This is a genomic window from Xanthobacter sp. NM-25, from assembly GCF_022138605.1.
GTDB lineage: Bacteria > Pseudomonadota > Alphaproteobacteria > Rhizobiales > Xanthobacteraceae > Xanthobacter.
The window spans coordinates 508,403-531,393 of the sequence record NZ_JACBFS010000001.1; the positions used below are offsets into that span (position 1 = coordinate 508,403).

Genomic DNA, 22,991 nt, shown 5'->3' on the forward strand with positions numbered 1-22,991 from the left:
TGCCCGGTTGTTCGGTGCTCAGTAGTTCGGCCACAGACCGGGGCTGGCGACTTCCACCAGATGTCCGTCCGGATCCCGGAAATAGAGGCTCTCCCCGCCCCCGGGCCAGACCACTTCACCCTCAATGGGCACCTGGTGGCAGGCGAGATGCCGGCGCCAGGGGGCGACATGTGCCACCGCGAAGGCGAAATGGACCCGCCCAGAGCCGTCATGGGGCGGGATGACGCCCCCGAACGGCAGGCCGATGGGGCTGTCGCTCTGGCCGCGACGAAACAGCAGCAGCACCGTTCCGCCCACGGGATAGGCGATGAAGCGGGCATCCGCCCGCATCGGCACGAGGCCGATCACATGTTCGTAAAAATGCGCCGCGCGCGCGAGATCGTCCACGTAGAGACCGGTCTCCAGCACCCGTCCGGGCGGTGGCGGCCGGTCCATGGCATCACCACAGATTGAGCGTGGCGCGAGCCTCATCCGACATGCGGCTCTGCTCCCACGGCGGATCGAAGGTGATGTCCACCTTCACGCCGGAGATCCCCGGCACCGCGCAGATGGCATTTTCCACCATGCCCGGCAGCTCGGCGGCGGCGGGGCAATTGGGGGTGGTGAGGGTCATTTCCACGGCGACCGACCGGTCGTCGGCAATGTCGACCTTGTAGATGAGGCCAAGCTCGTAGATGTCCACCGGGATCTCGGGGTCGAACACCGTCTTCAGGGCGGCAACGATGCCATCGGTCAGCTGCGTCAGCTCCGCCTCGGGAATGGCCGAGTGGATCAGCGGCTGGTTGTTGGTGGCCTCGGTGGCGTTGGTCTGGGTCATGCGAACACGTCCTGTGCCGTGGGCCCGGCGCCGGTATGGCGGGCTGCGGTCAAACGGGTAACGGTGTAACGGCCTTGGGCCCGACGGCCTTGGGAGCTAGGCACCAGGGTCCGCCGGCCCCCTCCGGCCCACCAGAGGCGGGGCACGCACGGGACATCGACGGATCGACGCGGTTCATATCGGGCGAAAGGGCGCGCCATGCAATGGTGTCGTGCCCTCTGCCCTTGCGTTTTCGCGCCGCAGCGTGAACGGCGCCGCCGGTTCCAGGCCCCACCACCGCTCAATCGGCCAATGGACGGTGCTACGGAAACCGCCATGGCGCCACACTCACCCGGCTCGCAGCGCGAGCCATGCGGTGAGGCGCGCCGTGATCGCCTCCCGCATCTCGGCATCCGCCACGAACTCCACCGCCTCGCCGGCAAAGGCCTGGATCAGCAGCATCTCGGCCTCTTTCTCCGGCAGCCCGCGCGACATCAGATAGAACAGCGTGGTGTCGTCCAGCGCGCCGGCGGTGGCGCCGTGGCCGCACTGCACGTCGTCGGCGAAAATCTCCAGCTCCGGCTTGTTGTCCATCTCCGCATCGTCGGAGAGCAGCAGCGCCTGGCTCATCATACGCCCGTCGGTCTTCTGCGCATCGGGCCGCACGATGATCTTGCCCTGGAACACGCCCCGGGCACGGTCCGCCAGCACCGTCTTGAACAGCTCGCGGCTCTCGCAGCGCGCCACCGCATGGTCGACGAACAAGGTCACATCCGCGTGCCGCGCCCCCGCCAGGAGGCTGGCGCCGCGCACGCCCATGTGGCTGTCATGGCCGGCGAAGCGGCCATAAACCGTAAGCCGCGACAGAGCCGCGCCCAGAGTGAGCACGAACAGGTCGTAATGGGTCTCGCGCCCCAGGGTGGTGGCGAGGGTGCCCAGGTGGGTGGCCGCCTCGCCTTCCGCCTGCACCCGCACATGATCCACCCGCGCGCCGTCGCCCAGCCGCAGCTCGATCACCGCATTGTCGAGATAGGCGCGCTCGGCGGGGCCCTCGAAACGCTCGATCAGCCGGAGCGCGGCCCCATCCTCCACCACCACCAGGATCCGCGTGAAGATGCAGCCCGGCTCGGCGCCGGAAAACAGCTGGGCGATCTCCACCGCCTGCGGAATCTGCGCGCCGGCGGCCACGTGCAGGATGATGCCCTCACCCAGAAAGCCGGTGTTGAGCGCCAGTGCCGCATCATATTGCGCCGGCCCGTCGCTGGCGATCAGCTCCAGCAGCGGGTGATCAGCCGCGATGGCGTCGGCCAGCGACAGCAGCGTCAGCCCCGGCGGCAGATCGGACGGCAGCGTCTGCGGACGACCATTGACAAGGGTGACGCGCAGCGCCTCCACAAAAGCCGATGGCGCCGCCGGCTCTGCCGCATCACCGGCCAGCGGCGACACGCCGCGCAGCGCCGCGCGCAGATCCGTATAATGCCAGTCCTCCACCCGCCGGGTCGGCAGTCCATTGTCGGCAAAGGCGGCCCGGGCCTCCTGGCGCAGATCGTTCAGGCGCGCGGAGCCAAGGGGGGGTGCAGCGAGACGGGCGTCGAGCATGTCGATCAGGCTCTGCTCAGCCGCGGTCCGCACCGGACGAAGATTGGCGTTCATCGGCGCCCCCTCACGCTGCGTCCTGGCTGTAGGCGGCATAGCCGGTCTCTTCCAGCTCCAGCGCCAGCTCCTTGCCGCCGGTGCGGACGATGCGGCCCGCGGCGAACACATGCACCACATCGGGCACAATGTAATCGAGCAGGCGCTGATAATGGGTGATGACCAGGAAGGCGCGGTCCGCCGCGCGCAGGCCATTCACCCCATCCGCCACCACCTTGAGGGCGTCGATGTCGAGGCCGGAATCCGCTTCATCGAGAACGCACAGCTTCGGCTCCAGAAGCGCCATCTGCAGGATCTCGTTGCGCTTCTTCTCGCCGCCGGAGAAGCCGACATTCACGCCCCGGCGCAGCATCTCCTGGGAAATGCCCAGAAGCGGCGCCTTTTCCTTCACCAGGCGGAGGAAGTCGGGGGTGGAGATCTCCTCCTCACCGCGGGTGCGGCGCTGGGCGTTGAGGGCGGAGCGCAGGAACGTCATGTTGGCGACGCCGGGCACTTCCACCGGATACTGGAAGGCGAGGAAGATGCCGGCGGCCGCCCGCTGGTCTGCGGACAGGGCCAACAGGTCCTCGCCCAGGAAGGTCACCGACCCCTGCGTCACCTCATAGCCGGGCTTGCCAGACAGCACGTAGGACAGGGTGGACTTGCCGGAGCCGTTGGGCCCCATGATGGCATGCACCTCGCCAGCCGGGATGGTGAGGTCGAGCCCCTTGATGATCTCCTTGTCGCCGATGCGGGCGTGCAGGTTCTTGATCTCGAGCATTGCTGTGTCCGTTGGTGCGCACCGGCCGGGCCGGGCGAAAAATCGAGACGCGCAGGGCATGGCCCGCGCGCGGGTCCGGGCGTGTCAGCCCACCGAGCCTTCCAGGCTCACCGCAATGAGCTTCTGGGCTTCCACCGCAAACTCCATGGGCAGTTGCTGGAGCACATCGCGCACGAAGCCGTTGACGATGAGCGCCACCGCCTCCTCCTGCGAGAGGCCCCGCTGCAGGCAGTAGAACAGCTGGTCGTCGGAGATCTTGGAGGTGGTGGCCTCGTGCTCGAACACGGCGGAGGCGTTCTTCGCCTCCATATAGGGCACCGTATGGGCGCCGCAGGTGTCGCCGATCAGCAGCGAATCGCAATTGGTGAAGTTGCGCGCGCCGGTGGCCTTGCGATGGGCGGAAACGAGGCCGCGATAGGTGTTGTTGGAACGACCCGCCGAGATGCCCTTGGAGATGATGCGGCTCGACGTGTTCTTGCCCAGATGCACCATCTTGGTGCCCGAATCCACCTGCTGGTGCCCGTTGGAAATGGCAATGGAATAGAACTCGCCGCGGGAATTGTCGCCGCGCAGGATGCAGCTCGGATATTTCCAGGTGATGGCCGATCCGGTCTCCACCTGGGTCCAGGAGATCTTGGAATTGTCGCCGCGGCAGTCGCCCCGCTTGGTGACGAAATTGTAGATGCCGCCCTTGCCGTCCTTGTCGCCGGGATACCAGTTCTGGACGGTGGAATATTTGATCTCCGCATCCTTGAGCGCCACCAGTTCCACCACGGCGGCGTGCAGCTGGTTTTCATCGCGCTGGGGCGCGGTGCAGCCTTCAAGATAGCTCACATAGGCGCCCTCGTCGGCGATGATGAGGGTGCGCTCGAACTGGCCGGTATTGCGCTCGTTGATACGGAAGTAGGTGGACAGTTCCATGGGGCAGCGCACCCCCTTCGGCACATAGACGAAGGAGCCGTCGGAGAAGACCGCCGCATTGAGCGTCGCATAGAAATTGTCGGAGGCCGGCACCACCGAGCCCAGATACTGACGCACCAGGTCCGGATGCTCGCGCAGGGCTTCCGAGATTGAGCAGAAGATCACTCCCGCCTTGGCCAGCTCCGCCTTGAAGGTGGTGGCCACCGAGACGCTGTCGAACACCGCGTCCACCGCCACCCGCGAGCCGGAAGCGCCCTCGATGCCCAGCAGAGCGTCGCGCTCGCGCAGCGGAATGCCCAGCTTCTCATAGGTCTTGAGAATCTCGGGGTCGATCTCGTCCACCGATTGCGGCGCCCGCTTGGGCTGCGCGAAATAGTAATAGTCCTGGAAATCGATCTGCGGATAGCTCACCCGCGCCCAGGTGGGCTCTTGCAGGCCCAGCCAGCGGCGATAGGCGTCGAGCCGCCACGCCAGCATCCATTCCGGCTCGCCCTTCTTGGCGGAGATATAGCGCACCGTGTCCTCGGACAGGCCCTTGGGCGCCTTCTCGCTCTCGATATCGGTGACGAACCCGTACTTGTACTGATCGACGTCTATCGCGCGGACCTGCGCGACGGTCTCCTGAACGGCAGACATGCCTTCGTCTCCTCTCCCACGCGGGGTCAAGGCCCGCGGGTCAAGTCCTCAAGCCGCTTGTGTGGTGCGGCCTCTCACCTGCGGCACGACCTTTTGCAAGGCCTCAACCGCTCTATCCACATCCTCCTCACGGCTCGACCAGCCGAATGACAGGCGGATGGCACCGGCGGCGCGCTCCGCATCCACCCCCATCGCCTGCAGCACGTGAGACGGCCCCACCTTCCCCGAAGAGCAGGCCGAGCCGGCACTGACGCTTATGTGGGCGAGATCGAGCGCAATCACCAGTGTTTCCGCGCGAACACCCGAAAAAGCCAGCATTGAGGTATTTGGCAACCTCTCCACCGCTGCTCCCACCACCGAGGCACCGGGGATCGCCGCCAGCACCGCCTCTTCCAGCCGATTGCGGGCAGCCGCCAGCCGGGCCACATCCGCCCGGGTCGCCGCGATTTCCGCAGCGGCGCCGAAACCGAGGATGGCCGCCACATTCTCCGTGCCGCCGCGGCGATTGCGCTCCTGGCCGCCCCCGGCCACCAGCGGGTGCACGCGGAAATCCGCATCAGCCGCCACCAGCGCGCCGGCTCCTTGCGGACCGCCGATCTTGTGGGCGGACAGCGCCAGCAGGTCCACATCGAGCGCCGCCATGTCCAGCGGCAGCCGGCCGGCGGCCTGAACGGCGTCACAGAACATCACCCCATCATAGGCATGCGCCAGGCGGCCCGCCTGGGCCACCGGCTGCAGCACGCCGGTCTCGTTGTTCGCCGCCATCAGCGCCACCAGCGCCCGCCGGCCGGCGTCGCGGTGATGGCGCAGCCGCGCCTCCAACGCATCGAGGTCGAGGCGGCCGGCCACGTCCACCGGCACCTGCTCCATCAGGCCGAAGCGATGGCCCCTGAGCACCGCGGGATGTTCCACCGCGCTGGCCAGCAGCACGTCGCACGGGCGGGCGCGGCCGGCGAATTCCAGCTCCGGGTGCAGGGCAAGGGCGATGGCCTCGGTGGCGCCGGAGGTGAACACCACCCCGCGGCTCGCCCCACCCACCAGCCGCGCCACCGCGCCCCGGGCACGTTCCAGCAACGCCCGCGCCTGCCGCCCCTCGCCATGCACGGACGAGGGGTTGCCCGGCGCGTCCAGTACCGAGAGCACCGCCTGCCGCGCCTGCGGCAGCAGCGGGCTGGTGGCGTTGTGATCCAGATAGACCCGCGCGCTGGCGGCCTGCGCCTCACCCATTTCCGTCTCGATCCACCCTCAGCAGCTCCGCCCCACGCCTGGGGCGGGAGACTTGCAATTGCCAGCAATCTCAGCCATAGGTCAAATTCCAACTGTTCCTGCCCGTTGCCCCGTTGGCGCAAAATCCACACCCGCGACGCTGGATCCGGAACATATTAGAATGATTACAAAATGATGGGTTGAGCCCGTCATGAAGTCAAGACGCTCAGCGTACGGCACCGTCCGCAGCGGGAGCGTCGACCCGATAGCTTTCTGAACGCCATGGCGTTTTCCGGAAGCGGCTCCGGTGGCCGGGCGCCCGCAGCGCCCCCAGCGGATCCCCCGGGGACGGCCCGCCGTCGGCGGACAGACTCCATGAGATCGCCACCCAGAGGTTGCGGACGTCCATGCCAGAAGTCATCTTCCCCGGCGAAAAGGGGCGCCTTGAAGGCCGCTACCAGCCCGCCAAGACCCGCAATGCCCCCATCGCCATCATTCTTCATCCCCATCCGCAATTCGGCGGAACGATGAACAATCCGGTGGTGTACAACCTGTACTACCAGTTCGTGAACCGGGGCTTCTCGGTCCTGCGCTTCAATTTCCGCGGTGTCGGCCGCTCCCAGGGCTCGTTCGACCACGGCCAGGGCGAGCTGTCGGACGCCGCCGCGGCCCTCGACTGGGCGCAGTCGGTGAACCCGGATGCCCGCGCCTGCTGGATCGCCGGCTTCTCCTTCGGCGCCTGGATCGGCATGCAGCTTTTGATGCGCCGGCCCGAGGTGGAGGGCTTCATCTCCATCGCCGCGCCGGCCAATCTTTACGACTTCTCCTTCCTTGCCCCCTGCCCCTCGTCCGGCCTGTTCGTGCATGGCGACAAGGATGCGGTGGTGCCCACCTCGGCGGTGGCCACCCTGGTGGAGAAGCTCAAGACGCAGAAGGGCATCGTCATCGAGCAGCAGGTGGTGCCCGGCGCCAACCACTTCTTCGATGGCAAGACCGAGGAGCTGATGGGCGTGGTCGGGACCTATCTCGACAAGCGCCTGCCCGGCACCCGCAGCACCAGCGCCGCCTGACGGCGCCTCCATCGCCTTTCAAAAAGCCCGCGCCTTCCCCTCGAAGGCGCGGGCTTTTTGCTGCCTCAGCCGGCGTCCACATCCTGCCCCCGCGCCACATGCGCGAGCTCAGGCTCATCCTTCATGTAGCGATCGAAGGTCTGCTGATCGAGGCGCCCGCGCACCGCCAGCGCGAACATGGCGCCGCCGAACACCACCAGCAGCGCCATGTCGACGCCGAAGGGGATCACCCCAAGCCCGCCGAAGCCCCCTAGGGCCGAAAACAGCCCCATGCCCCCGAGATAGGGCACGAGCCAGCGGGCCTCCTTGAGATCGAGGCCGGAAAGGCCGTGATGGCCGGCGCGGGCGAGGAACACCAGCAGCCCCACCAGCAGGCAGACCCCGAGCCGCCAGACGATGGGCCAGCCGCTCCAATAGATGATGAGCGTGGCGATGATGAAGGCGAGCGCGGCCACCGGCACCACCGCCGGCACCCGCATGGGACGCCGCGCCGTGGGGAGCAGGTGGCGCAGGGCCACCACCGCCACCGGCCCCACCAGGAACGACAGGATGATCGCCGAGGAATTGAGCTGCACCACCTCGCGGAAGGGCAGAAGCACGAACACCAAAGCAGAGACCACGAAGTTCAGCAGCAGCGCCGGCAGGGGCACGCCGCGCTCCGAAACGCCGGTGAAGGCCTTGGCGAAGAAGCCGTTCTCCGCCAGAGCGAAAGCGAGGCGCGCGTTGGAGCCCACCGCCACCAGGCCGCCGGCGAACGGCCCCAGCACCGCCCCGGCATTGAGCAGGCTCACCAGCCATACGAGGCCCAGCGCCGCGGCGAGCGCCCCCAGCGGCCCGAAATCGCCCGGCAGCGCCAGTTGCGCCCAGCCATTGGCCAGATCGCTCGGGAACAGGGCGCCGGTGAAGGCCACCTGGATGCCGCCATAGACCACGAAGGCGATCACCAGGGAGAGGATCAGCGCCGTCGGAATGGTGAAGCCGGGGTTCTTCACCTCCCCCGCCATGTCGATGGCGTGGCGAAAGCCGATGTAGGAAAAGGCGATGCCGCCCGATGAGACCGCCGCCAACACGCCGGCCACGCCAAACGGGAAAAACCCGCCCTGGGCCGTGAAATTGGCGGTCTCGAAGCGCGAGCCCATCAGGGCGGCCATGATGATGAAGGGAATGGCGAGCTTGAGCCAGGTGATGGCGGTGTTGACCCGGGCAAAGACCTGCACGCCGAAGGCGTTGATGAGCGTGAACAAGGCCATGAGCCCCATGGCCACCGCCACCCCGCCCCAGGAGAGCTTGCCGCTGCCGGGTGCCGAATAGAGCCAGCTCAGGTGGGGCGCGAGATAATGCAGCATCGCCTCCACCTCGATGGGGGCGGTGGTGTTGTAGCCCACCCAGGCGCTCCACCCCATGGCCATGGCCACCACGTTGCCGTGGCTGAACTGCGGCACCCGGGCGATGCCGCCGGCCACTGGCAGCATGGCCGAGATTTCAGCGAAGGTGAGGGCCAGCAGCAGCATGGCGATGCCACCCACCAGCCAGGCGATGAGCGCCGCCGGGCCCGCGTGCTGCGCCGCCAGCAGCGGCGCGAACAGCCAGCCCGACCCGATGATGCCGCTGACCGCGACGAAGGTCAGGCCGATGAGGCCGATCTCCCGCTTGAGCTTGCCCATGACCTTCCACGCCCCTGATGCGACCGCTTCCGCCCTGGCTAAGCTTAGGCCGCAAACACCGCGCTCGCATCTGCCGCGAAGCGCCTGGCGCAGGAAATCAATCGCCAGCCGCCGACGCGGAAGGCGCGAAGCGCACGCCACCGGTGAGCGGACGGGGCACGCCGGTGGTGCCGGGGAAGGTCAGCGGCAGGCCCCGCGCGGCGCGGGCCGCCAGATAGCCGAAGGCGTGGGCCTCCAGCGCATCGCCGTCCCACCCCACCGCCGCCGCCGTGTGCACCGGCACGCCGAGCCGAGCCGCCAGCAGCGCGCACAGGGTGGGATTGCGGGCGCCGCCGCCGGCGACGATCCATTGGCGCGGCGGCACCGCCACATGCTCCAGCACCTTGGCGACGCTGGCCGCCGTCAGCGCCGTGAGGGTCGCGGCCCCATCCTCCACCGAGAGGCTCTCCAGCCCGCCGCGAGCGGCCACATAGGCGCGAAAGGCATTGCGATCGAGGGACTTGGGTGGCGGCAGGCGGAAGAAGGGATGCTCCAGCACCGCCGCCACCGCCGCCTCATCCACCCGCCCCCGCGCGGCGCAGGCGCCATCGGCATCGAAAGGCGCGCCGGTGCGGGCCGACATGAAGTCATCCAGAAGGGCATTGCCCGGCCCAGTGTCGCAGGCCATCTGCGGCAGCCCGTCCTCTCCCACGATCGTGACGTTGGCGACGCCACCCACATTAAGGATGGCCAGCGGCCGGGGCCCACCGAGCCGGGCCGCCAAGGCGGCGTGGAACACCGGCACCAGCGGCGCCCCCTCCCCGCCGGCGGCCACGTCGGCGGCGCGGAAATCGGCCATCACCGGCACCCCGAGGGCATTGGCGAGCCGCTGGCCCTCGCCGATCTGCACGGTGAGCCCGGCATCGGGGCGGTGAATCACCGTCTGGCCGTGGAAGCCGACGAGGTCGAGGTCCGACGGCGACAGGCGCAGGGGCGTCAGCAACGCCCGCACCGCCTCGGCGTGCAGATCGGTGATGCGCTGCTCGGCCGCCCGCAGCACGCCGGGGCGGTCGGTGCGGGCGTTCACCCCGTGGGCATCTTCCAGCGCCTGGCGCAGCTGCGCCCGGGTCGACGCGTCATAGGGCAGCGTCTGGGCGGCGCCCAGCCAGAAGATCGCCTCCCCGTCAGTCTCGATCAGTGCCGCGTCGACGCCGTCCAAGGAGGTGCCGCTCATCAAGCCGACCACACGCATCTGCCTGTTCCGTTCCCTGTCGCGGTCCGTTCCGGGACCGCCGGCCTGTTGCCCGATGCAAACCGGCGCCGGACCTGATACACCAGCGCACCTTTCCACCTTGCCAACACACCGGGCCCTTCAGACCCGCAGAACGAAAACCAGATCCCTGATGACCGCTCCCGCCTTCCGCTCCGACTTCCTGCGCACGCTCTCCGAGCGCGGCTACATCCACCAGTGCTCGGACCTCGAGCGCCTCGATGCCAAGGCGGCGGAAGGGCCCATCACCGCATATATCGGCTTCGATGCCACCGCATCGAGCCTGCATGCGGGGCATCTGCTCTCCATCATGATGTTGCGCACCCTGCAGCGCACCGGGCACAACCCCATCGCCCTCATGGGCGGCGGCACCACCAAGATCGGCGATCCGTCCGGCAAGGACACCCAACGCCAGATGCTCACCGATGCGCAGATCAACGGCAATATCGCCTCGATCCGCAAGGTGTTCGCCCGCTTCCTCGATTTCGAGGGCGGCGCCATCATGGCCAACAATGCCGATTGGCTGGACGAGCTGAAATACATCCCGCTGCTGCGGGAAGTCGGGCCCCACTTCACCATCAACCGCATGCTCACGTTCGATTCCGTGAAGCTGCGCCTGGATCGTGAGCAGCCGCTCACCTTCCTCGAATTCAACTACATGATCCTGCAGGCCTATGACTTCGTGGAGCTCGCCAAGCGCCACGGCTGCATCCTGCAGATGGGCGGCTCCGACCAGTGGGGCAATATCGTCAACGGCATGGAGCTCGGCCGCCGCATGCACGGCGCCGACCTGTTCGCCCTCACCACCCCGCTGCTCACCACCTCGTCCGGCGCCAAGATGGGCAAGACCGCCGGCGGTGCCGTGTGGCTCGATGCGGAGCTGCTGAGCCCCTACGAATACTGGCAGTACTGGCGCAATGCCGGTGACGCGGACGTGGAGCGCTTCCTGAAGCTGTTCACCGAGCTGCCGCTGGACGAGATCGCCCGCCTTGCCGCTTTGAAGGACCAGGAAATCAACCTCGCCAAGGAAGTGCTGGCCACCGAGGCGACCGCCCTCCTGCATGGCCGCGCGGCCGCCGAGCAGGCCCGCGACACCGCCCGCACCACCTTCGAGCAGGGCGCGCTGGATGTGAACCTGCCGACGGTGGAGGTGCCGGCGGCGGAGCTGGATGGCCTTGCGGTGGCCAATGCCTTCGTGCGCGCCGGCCTGGTGGCTTCCACCAGCGAGGCGCGGCGGCAGATCAAGGGCGGCGGCCTGAAAGTGAACGATGCGGCCATCAGCGACGAAAAGGCAGTGCTCGCCCAGGGCGATCTCACCGCCGAAGGGGTAATCAAGCTGTCGCTCGGCAAGAAGAAGCACGTGCTCCTGAAGCCGGTCTGATCCGGCTGCCGCAGCGCCTCCCGCGCCCCGCCCGCCTCACCGGCTCGGCGGGGTGTCGTTTGTGCCGCGGAATTCGAAGATCTTGCGCAGGAAGCCCGGGGCCACGGCCGAGATGGGATTGATGCGCAAGGTCGGCGCGCTCATGGAGCCCACCACCTCGAAGGTCACGCCCAGCAGTCCCTCGTTGGGGCCACCGCCCAGGAACATGCCGATCACCGGCAGCTTGGAGAACATGTTGTTGAGGGCATAGGCCGGCACGAAGGTGCCGCGCATGGAAATGCGGTTGGCGGCGAAATCCAGCAGCCCGTCGAACGTCACGCCCGCCGAGGTGCCCCAGATGGCGCCATCCTTGAACGACACCTTGCCCGGCGAGCGAACGAACTGGGCCTCGGCCTTCTCGAAGGCGGCGGAGCCGTCGACGATCTTGCCGGAGGAATCCCGCGCCGCGCTGGACAGCTGGCTGAGCCCGGGCTCGCCCTTCACGAAGAAGTTCCGCACATGCAGCACGCCTTCCTGCGGGGCGCTGTCGCTGCGGGGCGGATCCACCACCAGCCAGGCATCGCCGCCCTGGAGCTTGGCGTAGACATCCAGGAAGCGCAGCAGCGCCCCGGCATCGGTGGTGGCCACCTGGAGCGCCTTGGGCTTGCCCTGCCAGGGCCGCATCTGCCCGCCCACGGTGCCCTCGCGCCCCACCTTGGCGCTGAGGCTGAAATTGTCGATCTGCACGCCCCGGCGGGCCACGAAAAGATCGAGCTGACGCAGCACCTCACCATTGTTCCCGGTCAGCGCGCCAATCTTGGCATCCACATCCACGTCGGGAATCTTCGGCGAGCGACGGCCGTTGGCGGCGGCCGCCCCATTGCCGGTGGCCGGTGTCGGCGGGCTCATGATGCTTTTCATGATGCCACGCGCATCCATCACCTCCCCGGTGATGTGGATCTTCAGCACGTCGCCGGACTTGTCCGCCTTCAGCGCCGCCTTGTCACCGTCGGAAAGCTGAAAGATGGGGAACTGAGCCGCCAGCAGATCCCCTTCGTCGGACAGCTCAAGGGAACCCTTCAACAGCGTTCCCGACCCCTCCATCACCAGGTCGGCGAGGCGCACGGTGGTGCCCTTGTCGTTGACCACGAAGCGGGCCTTGAGCGGCTTGCCGGCGGGCTTCGACAGGCCGGGGATCAGGTCGGCGATGCGGACGTTGGTGAGATCCAGCTCGATGGAGGCCTGGGTATCCTTGTTGTTGGTGGTGCCCACCAGCCGCACGCCCACGGTGCCGAAAATGCCGGGAATATCCACCCCGAGGCGGGTGCGGGCGGCATTGTCCAGATTGGCGCTGACCCGGATGTCGGCGTCGGCCACGTCCTTCTTCTTCTCATATTCAAAGGCGATGGGGGCGCCACCCAGCTTGCCGTCGCCGCGCAGCAAAATGCCCGCCGGTGAAGCGAATACCTGCACCGTGGCGCCTTCCAGCCGCTGCGCCTTGAACACCTTGTCGACCCCGAAGTCCGTCAGGGTCGCCTCCAGCGAATAGTCCAGGTCCTCCGGCAGCGGCACCTTGCGGAAGGTCATGTGGAGCTGCAGCAGGGCGGAGAACTTGCCGCGGGTGGTCGAGGGATCGAAGGCCGTGCCGGTGGGGCCCTTGAGGGGCTCCATGCCCAGCACCTCGATGGCGGCGTCGGCAGGCCCGGCGAAGCGCACGGAGATCTGCGCCGAAGGCTCCCGGGGGAAATAGTCCGGCATGAACATCACGCCGTCGCTGACGGCGATCTTGCGGTCCCGCGGGGTCACCATGGTGCCGTCCGGCATATCGATCCGGACCGTGCGGCCGGTCACCAGAATGGCGAGGCTGGCGTCGCTCACCGCCGGCAGCCCTTTCACCGGCCGCAGCGACACGCCCTTGCCGTTGATGGTGAAGCGCACGCTGTCCTCGGGCAGCGGCACTTGTTTCTGGCCGATGAGGTCGAGCGGCATATCGACCGCCAGGGTGATACCGTCGGCCATGCCGCCGGAGACATTCTCGATGGCGAACTGGCGGGCCGGCGGGGCAATGGACACCGGCCAGAACCGCTTCACCGTGGCCACCGGCATGGGCGAGGCGACCCCGTTGAACTTGAGGCTCGGAACGGCGATGCCGAAATCGAGCGCGGCAGTGAAGGAGAAGGAGCCGGCCTTGCTGCCCAGAAGGCCCCGATCCACGTTCAGCCGGTGCGCCACCGTATCGTAGGCGCCCGCCACCATCACCTGCTCGATGACGAGGGCGGGCTCGCTCATCTCCGGCCCCTTGAGCACCACCTCGGCGGCGCCGAGCTCGAACGGCCAGGGCTCGCGGGCGTGGGCGGGAACGGTGATCTCCCCCTTGAGCGCCACCTTGTTCTCGTTCTTCACCGCGACGATGGGATCGACCACGATGATGCGCCGCTGAGGATCGAGATGGGCCACAAGCCGCGCCGAATCGATCATGAAGCGCTCGGTGGGCTCCTCGCCATTCCCGATGGCGCCGGCACCGAGGTCGATCTCGGCCGATGCCGCCAGAAGATCGCCATTCAACCCGAGCCGGGCGGAGAACGTCGCGTCCAGCGGCGTGTCCATATAGAAGCGCCGATGATCCTGGCTGAAGGCCTGGACCAGGTCGCGGGTCGACACGTCGTTGATGGTGAGAGTCACCGACCGCTCGCCATCCTTGGCCGGAGCGATGCGCGCCACCGCGGTGGAGATGCCCTGCGGGCCCTGGGAGGTGAAGGTGAGCACCGCCCCGCCGGCCGGCGGCCGCGCCAGCCGGATGGAAATGTGCTGGAAGGTGATCCGCCGGCCCGAGCTCTCGTTCTCGACGATGAGCGAACCGTCCTTGAGCCCCACATCGGCAAGGGCGCCGCCGTCGAACCCCACCGCGTCGAGATCCTGCAGCCAGCGGGCGAGGAAGGCGAGGCGCAGCGGATCCACGTCCGCCATAGGATCGGCCGCAGGGTCCGCGACGGTCGGGCCCGCCGGCGGTGCGGCGGCGGGCGCGGCAGACGAGCCGCTCGGCCCGGCCTGCCCCGCCTGCCCGCCAGCGGGCGCGGTGGCAGTCGCCGCGGCACGGGCGCGCGCCGTCGACAGCGGCTTGGCGCCGCGCCCGGTGGCGACCGCCAGATCACCCGAGGCGCCGATGCGCACGGTCATTTCGGCACCGATCAGATCCACCCGGCGGGCCCGCGGCATCAGCGACAGCAGGGAACCTTCGAGCTCGACCTCAGCGCTGGGGGCACTGGCCACCAGATCTCCATCGGCGCCATAGACCTTGATGTCGTGCACCACCAACGTGGTGGCGCCGCCGGTGGCGGTCTCCACGGTGGTCGCGCCGATGGAGACCTTGTGCCCGCCACCGATGCGGTCTTCGAGTGCCTGCTCGATATAGGGTGTCGCCACATTGGCGGTGACGGTGCCGGTGGCAATGAGGGCATAGAGCACGAGCGCGGCGACACCGGCCAGGGCGATGGCGATGAGAACGATGCTGGCGCACACCCGCGCGACGCGCCCGCGCGGCACCAGCGCGCCCATCAGGCTGCGGATGCGCGCATGCCGGGGCTTGCGCCGCGGCGGTACGGGCGTCGATCCCGTCTCGTCCATCCCCCTGAGGTCCTCCCGCAACTCTGAACGCCCGATCCACGGCCTGTTCGAGGCGAACCGCGCCTGCGCCCCCGCGCCGATTCGCCCCCGTCCGCCAGATGGAGCCTAATCTCCCCATCGGCCGTAAAGATGAGGTGGATCAAACTGCACTCAGCATACCGCCACGCGCAACAAGAGGCTTATCATTTCCCGGTTCTGCCCCCTGGCTGTATGGCGGGGAAGACGTCGAAAGGAAGGCGGATGAGCAAGATTCCAGAAGTTGGCACGAAAGCACCGGCATTCCGCCTCAAACGGGACGGTGGCGGCGAGGTCTCGCTGTCCGATTTCGCCGGTCGCAAGCTGGTGCTGTATTTCTATCCGAAGGCGAATACGTCCGGCTGCACCAAGGAGGCCATTGCCTTCAATGGCCTCAAGGCCGCCTTCGCCGCCACCGACACCGACATCCTGGGCGTCTCGGCCGATCCGGTGAAGGCCCAGGACAGCTTCAAGGCGAAGCATGACCTCGCCTTCCCCCTCGGCTCGGACGAAACCCATGCCATGCTGGAAGCCTATGGCGTGTGGGGCGAGAAGAGCCTCTACGGCCGCAAGTTCATGGGCATCACCCGGGCCACCCTGCTGATCGGCCGCGACGGCACCATCGCCCAGGTGTGGCCGAAGGTGAAGGTGGACGGCCACGCCGAGGCGGTGCTCAAGGCGGCGCAGGCTCTCGCCTGACATGATCCGCGCGCGGTGGCCGCTCAGGCCACCGCGATGTTCTGCGGCAGGATGAACGGGCCCGGCGGCGCCACCCCCACCCGCACCGTCACCCCGAATGCACGATGCAGCACCGCGTCGGTGAGCACCTCGGCCACCGTGCCTTCCGCCACCACGCCCCCATGGGCGAGCACCACCATGCGGTCGGCCACCATGGCGGCGAGGTTGAGGTCGTGCAGCACCGCCAGCACCCCGCCGCCGGCATCCGCATGGGCCCGGGCGATGCGCAGCACCACCAATTGGTGGGCGAGATCCAGGCTGGCGGTGGGCTCGTCCAGGAACAGATAGGACGGCCCGGCCCCGGTGCCGCATTCGAGCTGGGCCAGCACGCGGGCCAATTGCACCCGCTGGCGCTCGCCGCCGGACAGGCTGTCATAGCGCCGCTCGGCGAAGCCCGGCAGGTCCACCTGCTGCAGCAGGTGGGCGATACGAGCGGCACCACCGGCGCCCCCCATCAGCCCCACCGAGATCACCTCGCCGACGCTGAAGGCGAATGCCACCTCCGCCGCCTGGGGCAGCACCGCGCGGCGGCGCGCCAGATCCAGCGGCGCCATGTGATGGATGTCGGTGCCGTCCAGCGTCACCTGCCCGCCGGCCAGCCGCTGCTCGCCGGACAGCGCCTTGAGCAAAGTGGACTTGCCGGCGCCGTTGGGCCCCACCAGCACGGTGACCGCGCCGGGCTGAATGGCGAGGTCGACGCCGTCGAGCAGCAGCCGCCCGCCAGCCGTCACCTTCACCCCCTGGCCGCGATAAATGCCCTGAACACTTGGCATGGCTTCACCCCACGAATGCGCGGCGGCGCAGCAGCAGCCACAGGAAGAACGGCGCGCCCACCAGAGCGGTGACCACGCCGAGCGGCAGCTCGGCCGGCGCCGCCAGCATGCGGGCGAGAATGTCGGCCCCCAGCAGCACCGCCACCCCCAGCAGCGCCGAGGCGGGCAGCAGCACCCGGTGGGCCGGCCCCAGGGCGAGCCGTGCCAGATGGGGGACCACGAGGCCGATGAAACCGACCACGCCGGCGGCCGCCACCGAGGCGCCGACGCCGGCGGCGACCCCGATGATGGCATAGCGCTTCAGCCGCTCGACGCCGATGCCCACATGGAACGCCTCCGCCTCGCCCAGCGCCAGGGCATCGAGCCCGCGCGCCAGCAGCGGCGCCGCGGCAATGAGGGCGATGACGAACGGCGCGGCCAACCCCACCTTGATCCAGGTGGCGCCGCCGAGGCTCCCCATGGTCCAGAACAGGAATTCGCGGGTCTGCTGCTCGGAGGCCATGAACACCATGACGCCGGTGCCGGCGCTGGCCAGCGCGCCGAGCGCCAGGCCGGCAAACAGCAGGGTGGCCACCGAGGTGCGCCCGTCGCGGGTGGCCAGCCGGCCGATCACCAGCGTGGTCACCAGCCCGCCCAGAAAGGCCGCCAACGGCAGGCCCAGGAGCTGGAGCGACGCAGGCAAAAGCGCGCCCAGGGCGCCACCGAACACCACCCAGGCCACCGCAGCCAGCGCCGCGCCGGGGGCGACGCCAATCAGACCCGGATCCGCCAGGGCATTGCGGAACACCCCCTGCATCACCGCCCCGGCCACCGCCGTGCCGGCGCCCACCAGCGCCCCGAGCACCGCCCGCGGCAGCCGCACATCCATGATGACGATGCGCTCGCGCACCAGCCCGCCGGCGGGCGCCCCGGTGAGGGCATCCCACAAGACGGTGATGGCCCGCCCCGGCGGGATGGCGAACGGCCCGATGGCGAGCGCTCCCAGGAAGGCGAGGGCTGCCAGCACCGCAAATAGAATGAGCCCGGCCACCACCGGGCGGGACGCGGCCCGCGGCGCCAGAGCGAGGGCCGGGTTTGCCGGTTCCGCGCTCATTCGTCCGGCTCCGCCGCCCAGGGCCGCGCCGGAAGAGCAGGAATGGCTGCATCGCGATGCAGCACCACGGCGAGATCCCGCACCGCCTGGGGCGCCCGCGGGCCGAAGCCGAGCAGATAGGAGCCGGGCAGAACCACCAGCCGGTTATCGCGGGCAGCCGGCGTGGTCTTGAAGGCCGGCAGCGCGAACACACTCTCGGCATCGAACACCTGGCCGCCACCGCGCATCACCACCACCGCGTCGGGATCGGCGGCCATGGCGGCCTCATCCACCGCCGGCTTGTAGCCCTTGATGCCGGCCATGGCGTTGGTGACGCCGGCAAGCTTGAACATGGCATCGGCGCTGGTGTCGTGCCCGCCCACCACGGCCGTGCCGTTGCCGACGGAGAGGACGAACACCGCGCGCGGATGATCCTTCAGCGCCGCGACCGCAGTGCCGACAGCCGCGAAATCGGCGCGCACCGCATCGGCCAGGGCCTTGCCCTTCTCCGGCTCGCCGACGGCGGCCGCCACCGCCTCAATCTTGCGCACCACCCCCTCGGCATCATGGGCATCGGGGATGATCACCACCGGAACCGAGGCATTCTCCAGCACGTCCAGCGTGGAGCGCGGACCCGCGCCCTCCATGGCGAGGATGACACTGGGCGCCACGGAGAGCACCCCCTCCGGCGCCAGGGTGCGCGAATAGCCCACATTGGGCAGCGCGCGGGCGGCGGCGGGGTAGCGGCTGGTCTGGTCCACCGCGACTACCCGGTCCCCCAGCCCCAGAGCGAACAGGATCTCGGTGACGGCACCGCCGATGGACAGGATGCGGGAGGCGTCCTTCACCTCCACCGTCCGGCCCTGCCCATCCACCACGGTGGCCGCCCATGCGGAACCGGAGAGGGAAACGGCGCCAGCCACAAACATCGCGCCCACCAAAGACAGCAGACGCCGCACAGACTTCGAATTAGAATACTTAAAATCTATCATTCGCCTGTCATTCGATTCGGCATGACTCCATTTTATAGAGTCATTCAAATTTTAACCATGCCTCATTGCGATGCAAATCGCACACACATCCATGGAATTGTTCCCGTCGATTGGCAACAAAAATGAAAATTACTTGACCACAATGTGGCGGCGCGATAGCCGAAAGAAGCGGGCAGAAGGTGCCTGCGTACGCCAGCATCGCCCTGCGCGAGCCAGCCCCGACATCATGAGTGGAGAGCGACATGGCGCGCGGGGCGTTCCGGCGACACCCTTCTTTTGGTTTTCAGGCGTCCCTGATGGGTGGCGTCGCGGCTGCGGCGCTGATGTTGGCGACGGGCAGCAGCGCCCTGGCGCAAACCGCCCCTGCCGCCGACGGCAGCGACGGCATCATCAGCCTCGATGCCATCACGGTCGCCCCGACCCTGACGGAGGAGCGGGCGGTGGACGCCCTCGCCGGCGTTAGCGTGGTGACCCTCGAAGACCTGAACCTGCTGCTGCCGTCCACCACCCAGCAGGTGTTCACCGGCATGCCGGGCACCACCGTGCTGCAGAACGGCAACTCCACCCAGGCCTCCATCAACATCCGCGGCCTGCAGGATTTCGGCCGCGTCGCGGTGATCCTCGACGGCGCCCGCCAGAACTTCACCCAGCTCGGCGATAACGACGGCGCCGGCTCCTTCTTCCTGGAGCCCGCTTTGCTCTCGACGGTGGACGTGGTGCGCGGCCCGGTGGCCAACATCTACGGGTCCGGCGCCATCGGCGGCGTGGTGAGCTTCCAGACCAAGGACGTGGCGGACGTGGTGAAGCCCGGCCAGACCTGGGGCATGGAGACCACCGGCGAGTTCGGCTCCAACGGCCCCATGGGCTTTGGCTCGGCCTTCGTCGGCACCCATATCGGCCAGAATGTGGACCTGTTCTTCGGCGGCACCGTGCGCGCCCAGTCGGAATATTCCGATGGTGACGGCGACGTGGTGCCCGGCACCGCCTACAACACCTGGACCGGCCTTGCGAAACTGACCGTGCGCCCGGCCGATTTCCACGAGGTGAAGCTCACCGCTCTCAACCTCGACACCTCCTACACCACCTCCAACACCTGGCCGGCGGCGTCGACCACTACCCAGTATGGCACCGACGTCACCAACCGCACGGTCACCGCGAGCTACAATTACTCAAACCCTGACAACAACATCATCGATTGGCGCTCGACCGCCTATTGGAACCAGGTGAAGCAGGACCAGACCAAGGTGGCGGGCACCTGCTCCAACACCACCGGCTGCGTGGGCGATCCGCGCTCCTTCACCATCGACACCCTCGGCTTCGACGTGAACAACACGTCTCGCGCCACCTTCGGCTCGGTGAAGAACGCCTTCACCATCGGCGGCGACTATTTCCACGACGAGGTGTCCAACGAGGACAATTACGGCTTCGGCGCCGGCTACAATCCGTCGGGCGAGCGCTCCGTGGGCGGCGCCTTCGTGCAGTGGAAGGCCGACTGGACCTCCTGGCTGCAGACCATCGCCGCCGTCCGCTACGACGCCTACGACCTGTCCAGCGACACCGCCGAGGGCACCAGCGGCGATCGCTTCTCGCCGAAGATCACGGTGGGTGTCTCGCCGTTCGAGTGGATCACCTTCTACGCCACCTATGCGGAAGGCTACCGCGCCCCCTCCGTCACCGAGGCGCTGGTGAACGGCGAGCATCCGTCCGTGAGCCCGTATTTCTCCTTCGGCTTCCTGCCCAATGCGAACCTCAAGGCCGAGGTGGGCAAGAACAAGGAAATCGGCGTCAACGTGAAGTATGACGACCTGTTCATGAAGGGCGACAAGGTCCGCGCCAAGGCGAACCTGTATCGCAACGATGTCGATGACTATATCGAGATCGATTACATGACCTCGGCCGCCGCAAGCTGCGCCGCTGCGGGCTGGACCCTGTGCTACCAGTATCAGAACGTGGCCCAGGCCCAGCTCGAAGGCTTCGAGTTCGAGAGCATGTATGACACGGGCCTGTGGTTCGTCGGCTTCAATGCCACCGTCTCATCCGGCGACAACAAGACCACCGGCGAGCCTCTGACCTCGGTGATGCCGAACAACGTGGCCACCACCGTGGGCACCCGGCTGTTCGACAAGCGGCTCACCATGTCGGTGCGCTGGCAGTGGGTGGCGGCCAAGAACCTGGAGGACCTGCCCTCCAGCAGCGCCCTGGAGCCCACCCCGAGCTTCAACCTGGTCAATGCCTATATGAGCTACCAGGCCAATGAATGGGTGACCGCCCAGTTCGCCCTGGAGAACCTCCTGAACGAGCAATACACCCAGTATCAGCAGTTCGTGCCCTCCGCCGGCATCACCTTCAAGGCCGGGTTGAAGGTCACGCTGGGTGGCGACACAATTGCGGCGGCAACACCTGCGAAAATCGTCAAGTAGCCCCGCGGCGCGGTCGGCCCCATTTTTCAGCACGGAGTGACATCATGTTCATTGCCACCAACCGGTTCAAAGTGAAGCACGGTTCGGAAGCCGCTTTTGAGAAGATCTGGCGCGAGCGCGACACCTACATCGCCTCCGTCCCCGGCTTCGTCGCCTTTGATCTGTGCCGCGGCCCGGAGCGGGAGGATCACACCCTCTACATCTCCCACACCGTGTGGGCCGCCAAGGCCGATTTCGAGGCCTGGACCAAGTCGGATGCCTTCCGCCTCGCCCACCGGAACGCCGGCGCCAGCAGCAACAGCGTGAACTACATCGGTGGTCCCGAGTTCGAGGGCTTCGAGTCCGTCGTCTCCCTGCCCCCCGGCGAAAAGGCGGCCTGAGCCAGCCTGCGCTGACGTTTTCATCGTGCCTCCGCCCGGTACGCTTGTCGTACCGGGCTTTTTTTCGTCCCGGCTCCCGCCTTTCCCCCGGGCCGCGCCCGCACTACCCTCACCCCATTGCCCGTGCCCCGTTGCCGCTCCCTCAGGATTGGACGCCATGACCGCCTATGCCGACCTCGCCGCCCATTTCGGCCGCGCTTCCGCCCTGTCCAACGCCATCGGCATCCTGCACTGGGACAGCGATACGCTGATGCCCAAGGGCGCGGCCGGCACCCGCGCCGACAGCCTCGCCCTGCTGCGGGTGCTGCACCACGGCATGGTGACCGATCCGCGCATCGGCGACTGGCTGCCGGCGGCGGAAGCGGACAATGCCCTCGGTGCTTGGGAGCGCGCCAATCTGCGCGAGATCCACCGCCTGTGGACGGTGGAGACCGCGTTGCCGGCGGATCTGGTGGAAGCCTCCAGCCAGGCGGTGTCCCGCTGCGAGATGGCCTGGCGCACTGCCCGCGCCGAAGCCGATTTCGGCAGCCTCCTGCCGCTGCTGGAAGAGGTGCTGCGGCTGCAGCGGGAGATCGGCACCGCCAAGGGCGAGAAGCTCGGCCTCTCCCCCTATGACGCTCTGCTCAACGATTATGAGCCCGGCGGCCACTCCGCCCGCATCGACGCCCTGTTCGACGACCTCGCCGCCTTCCTGCCCGGCTTCACCGAACAGGTGCTGGAGATCCAGGCGCGCCGGCCGGCGCTGATGGAGCCGGAAGGGCCGTTCCCGGTGGAGGCCCAGCGGGCGCTGGGCCTGGAGATGATGAAGGTGGTGGGCTTCGATTTCGACCGCGGCCGGCTCGATGTCTCCACCCATCCCTTCTGCGGTGGCGCCGACAACGACGTGCGCATCACCACCCGCTATGACGAGGCGGATTTCTCCAGCGCCCTCATGGGGGTGCTGCACGAGACCGGACACGCCCTCTACGAGCAGGGGCGGCCCGCCGCCTATCTCAACCAGCCGGTGGGCCAGGCCCGCTCCATGAGCGTGCATGAAAGCCAATCGCTGCTGATGGAAATGCAGGCCTGCCGCAGCCGCGAATTCATCACCTTCGCCGCCCCGCGCATGCAGGCGGCATTCGGTGGCACCGGCCCGGCCTGGGGGGCGGACAATCTGTGGCGGCTCTACACCAAGGTCTCCCGCGGCTTCATCCGGGTGGATGCGGACGAGGTGACCTACCCGGCCCATGTCATCCTGCGCTATCGGCTGGAAAAGGCGCTGATCGGCGGCGACATGGCCCTCAAGGACCTGCCCGGCGCCTGGGCCGAGGGCATGCGCGATCTGCTCGGCGTGGTGCCGCCCGATGATCGGCTGGGGTGCCTGCAGGATATCCATTGGCCGAGCGGCGGCTGGGGCTATTTCCCCACCTATACGCTGGGGGCCATGACCGCCGCACAGTTGTTCGATGCCGCCTGCCGGGCCGATGCGGACATCCTCCCCGGGCTGGCGACAGGCCAGTTCTCCCCGCTGCTCGCCTGGCTGCGGACCCATGTCCACAGCCAGGGCTCGCTTCTGGAGACCGACGATCTGCTGACCCGCGCCACCGGACGGCCGCTGGACGCGAGTGTGTTCAAGGCGCACCTGACGCGCCGCTACGCCACGGCGCCATAGGCGGCGGGGAG

At 68.0% G+C, this 22,991-nt stretch carries 17 protein-coding genes and 1 pseudogene; 6 read left to right on the forward strand and 12 right to left on the reverse strand.

Annotated features, from left to right (window positions below; genetic code table 11):
- Nucleotides 1-18: 18 nt before the first annotated feature.
- From MEU52_RS02355 to MEU52_RS02380, 6 genes are all read right to left on the reverse strand, one after another.
- Nucleotides 19-435, reverse strand: a complete 417-nt coding sequence (locus tag MEU52_RS02355) for a VOC family protein (protein ID WP_238121561.1) — start codon at nucleotides 433-435, stop codon at nucleotides 19-21.
- A 4-nt stretch (nucleotides 436-439) separates the two neighbouring features.
- Nucleotides 440-817, reverse strand: a complete 378-nt coding sequence (locus tag MEU52_RS02360; RefSeq protein WP_238121559.1) for an SUF system Fe-S cluster assembly protein — start codon at nucleotides 815-817, stop codon at nucleotides 440-442.
- Nucleotides 818-1,144: 327 nt separating this feature from the next.
- The gene (gene sufD, locus MEU52_RS02365; protein WP_238121558.1) at nucleotides 1,145-2,449 is read right to left on the reverse strand and encodes a Fe-S cluster assembly protein SufD; all 1,305 of its coding nucleotides are present in this window, start codon (nucleotides 2,447-2,449) and stop codon (nucleotides 1,145-1,147) included.
- Nucleotides 2,450-2,459: 10 nt separating this feature from the next.
- Nucleotides 2,460-3,209, reverse strand: coding sequence for a Fe-S cluster assembly ATPase SufC (gene sufC / locus MEU52_RS02370; RefSeq protein WP_238121557.1), 750 nt, complete (start codon nucleotides 3,207-3,209; stop codon nucleotides 2,460-2,462).
- A gap of 84 nt (nucleotides 3,210-3,293) precedes the next feature.
- Entirely contained in the window at nucleotides 3,294-4,766 is a 1,473-nt protein-coding gene (gene sufB, locus MEU52_RS02375) for a Fe-S cluster assembly protein SufB (RefSeq protein WP_238121556.1), read from the reverse strand.
- A 48-nt stretch (nucleotides 4,767-4,814) separates the two neighbouring features.
- Entirely contained in the window at nucleotides 4,815-5,993 is a 1,179-nt protein-coding gene (locus MEU52_RS02380; protein ID WP_238121555.1) for a cysteine desulfurase family protein, read from the reverse strand.
- 386 nt (nucleotides 5,994-6,379) lie between these two features.
- Between MEU52_RS02380 and MEU52_RS02385 the strand changes: the two genes are divergently transcribed.
- On the forward strand, nucleotides 6,380-7,042 hold the full coding sequence (locus MEU52_RS02385) for an alpha/beta hydrolase (RefSeq protein WP_238121554.1): 663 nt from the start codon (nucleotides 6,380-6,382) through the stop codon (nucleotides 7,040-7,042).
- Nucleotides 7,043-7,107: 65 nt separating this feature from the next.
- On the opposite strand, the gene MEU52_RS02390 is transcribed toward MEU52_RS02385, so the two are convergent.
- Both MEU52_RS02390 and MEU52_RS02395 read right to left on the reverse strand, forming a co-directional pair.
- Nucleotides 7,108-8,706: an APC family permease gene (locus tag MEU52_RS02390; RefSeq protein ID WP_238121553.1), complete on the reverse strand. Its 1,599-nt coding sequence runs from the start codon at nucleotides 8,704-8,706 to the stop codon at nucleotides 7,108-7,110.
- Nucleotides 8,707-8,803: 97 nt separating this feature from the next.
- The gene (locus tag MEU52_RS02395; RefSeq protein ID WP_238121552.1) at nucleotides 8,804-9,937 is read right to left on the reverse strand and encodes an anhydro-N-acetylmuramic acid kinase; all 1,134 of its coding nucleotides are present in this window, start codon (nucleotides 9,935-9,937) and stop codon (nucleotides 8,804-8,806) included.
- A 151-nt stretch (nucleotides 9,938-10,088) separates the two neighbouring features.
- Between MEU52_RS02395 and tyrS the strand changes: the two genes are divergently transcribed.
- Nucleotides 10,089-11,336 carry a tyrosine--tRNA ligase gene (gene tyrS / locus MEU52_RS02400; RefSeq protein ID WP_238121551.1) on the forward strand — a complete coding sequence of 416 codons (1,248 nt, stop codon included), beginning with the start codon at nucleotides 10,089-10,091 and terminating at the stop codon, nucleotides 11,334-11,336.
- 36 nt (nucleotides 11,337-11,372) lie between these two features.
- Here the strand turns inward: tyrS and MEU52_RS02405 are convergent, their stop codons facing one another.
- Nucleotides 11,373-14,939: a DUF3971 domain-containing protein gene (locus MEU52_RS02405; RefSeq protein ID WP_238121549.1), complete on the reverse strand. Its 3,567-nt coding sequence runs from the start codon at nucleotides 14,937-14,939 to the stop codon at nucleotides 11,373-11,375.
- A 261-nt stretch (nucleotides 14,940-15,200) separates the two neighbouring features.
- On the opposite strand from MEU52_RS02405, the pseudogene MEU52_RS02410 reads away from it, so the two are divergent.
- Nucleotides 15,201-15,653 (forward strand): annotated as a pseudogene (locus tag MEU52_RS02410) (peroxiredoxin); the annotation flags it as partial.
- A gap of 23 nt (nucleotides 15,654-15,676) precedes the next feature.
- Here MEU52_RS02410 and MEU52_RS02415 read toward each other — a convergent pair.
- The 3 genes from MEU52_RS02415 to MEU52_RS02425 are packed head-to-tail and all read right to left on the reverse strand — an operon-like array spanning nucleotide 15,677 to nucleotide 18,466.
- The gene (locus tag MEU52_RS02415; protein WP_238121548.1) at nucleotides 15,677-16,465 is read right to left on the reverse strand and encodes a heme ABC transporter ATP-binding protein; all 789 of its coding nucleotides are present in this window, start codon (nucleotides 16,463-16,465) and stop codon (nucleotides 15,677-15,679) included.
- A gap of 4 nt (nucleotides 16,466-16,469) precedes the next feature.
- On the reverse strand, nucleotides 16,470-17,558 hold the full coding sequence (locus MEU52_RS02420) for a FecCD family ABC transporter permease (RefSeq protein WP_238121547.1): 1,089 nt from the start codon (nucleotides 17,556-17,558) through the stop codon (nucleotides 16,470-16,472).
- Complete coding sequence (locus tag MEU52_RS02425) at nucleotides 17,555-18,466, reverse strand: heme/hemin ABC transporter substrate-binding protein (protein WP_238121546.1); 912 nt, start codon at nucleotides 18,464-18,466, stop codon at nucleotides 17,555-17,557. The genes MEU52_RS02420 and MEU52_RS02425 overlap by 4 nt, the downstream gene beginning before the upstream one ends.
- A 359-nt stretch (nucleotides 18,467-18,825) precedes the next feature.
- Between MEU52_RS02425 and MEU52_RS02430 the strand changes: the two genes are divergently transcribed.
- The 3 genes from MEU52_RS02430 to MEU52_RS02440 all read left to right on the forward strand — a co-directional run bounded on the left by MEU52_RS02430 (nucleotide 18,826) and on the right by MEU52_RS02440 (nucleotide 22,980).
- On the forward strand, nucleotides 18,826-20,949 hold the full coding sequence (locus tag MEU52_RS02430) for a TonB-dependent hemoglobin/transferrin/lactoferrin family receptor (protein ID WP_238121545.1): 2,124 nt from the start codon (nucleotides 18,826-18,828) through the stop codon (nucleotides 20,947-20,949).
- Nucleotides 20,950-20,993: 44 nt separating this feature from the next.
- A complete protein-coding gene (locus MEU52_RS02435) occupies nucleotides 20,994-21,329 on the forward strand; it encodes an antibiotic biosynthesis monooxygenase family protein (RefSeq protein WP_238121544.1) in 336 nt (111 codons plus the stop codon).
- A 157-nt stretch (nucleotides 21,330-21,486) separates the two neighbouring features.
- The gene (locus MEU52_RS02440; RefSeq protein ID WP_238121543.1) at nucleotides 21,487-22,980 is read left to right on the forward strand and encodes a carboxypeptidase M32; all 1,494 of its coding nucleotides are present in this window, start codon (nucleotides 21,487-21,489) and stop codon (nucleotides 22,978-22,980) included.
- Nucleotides 22,981-22,991: the final 11 nt, after the last annotated feature.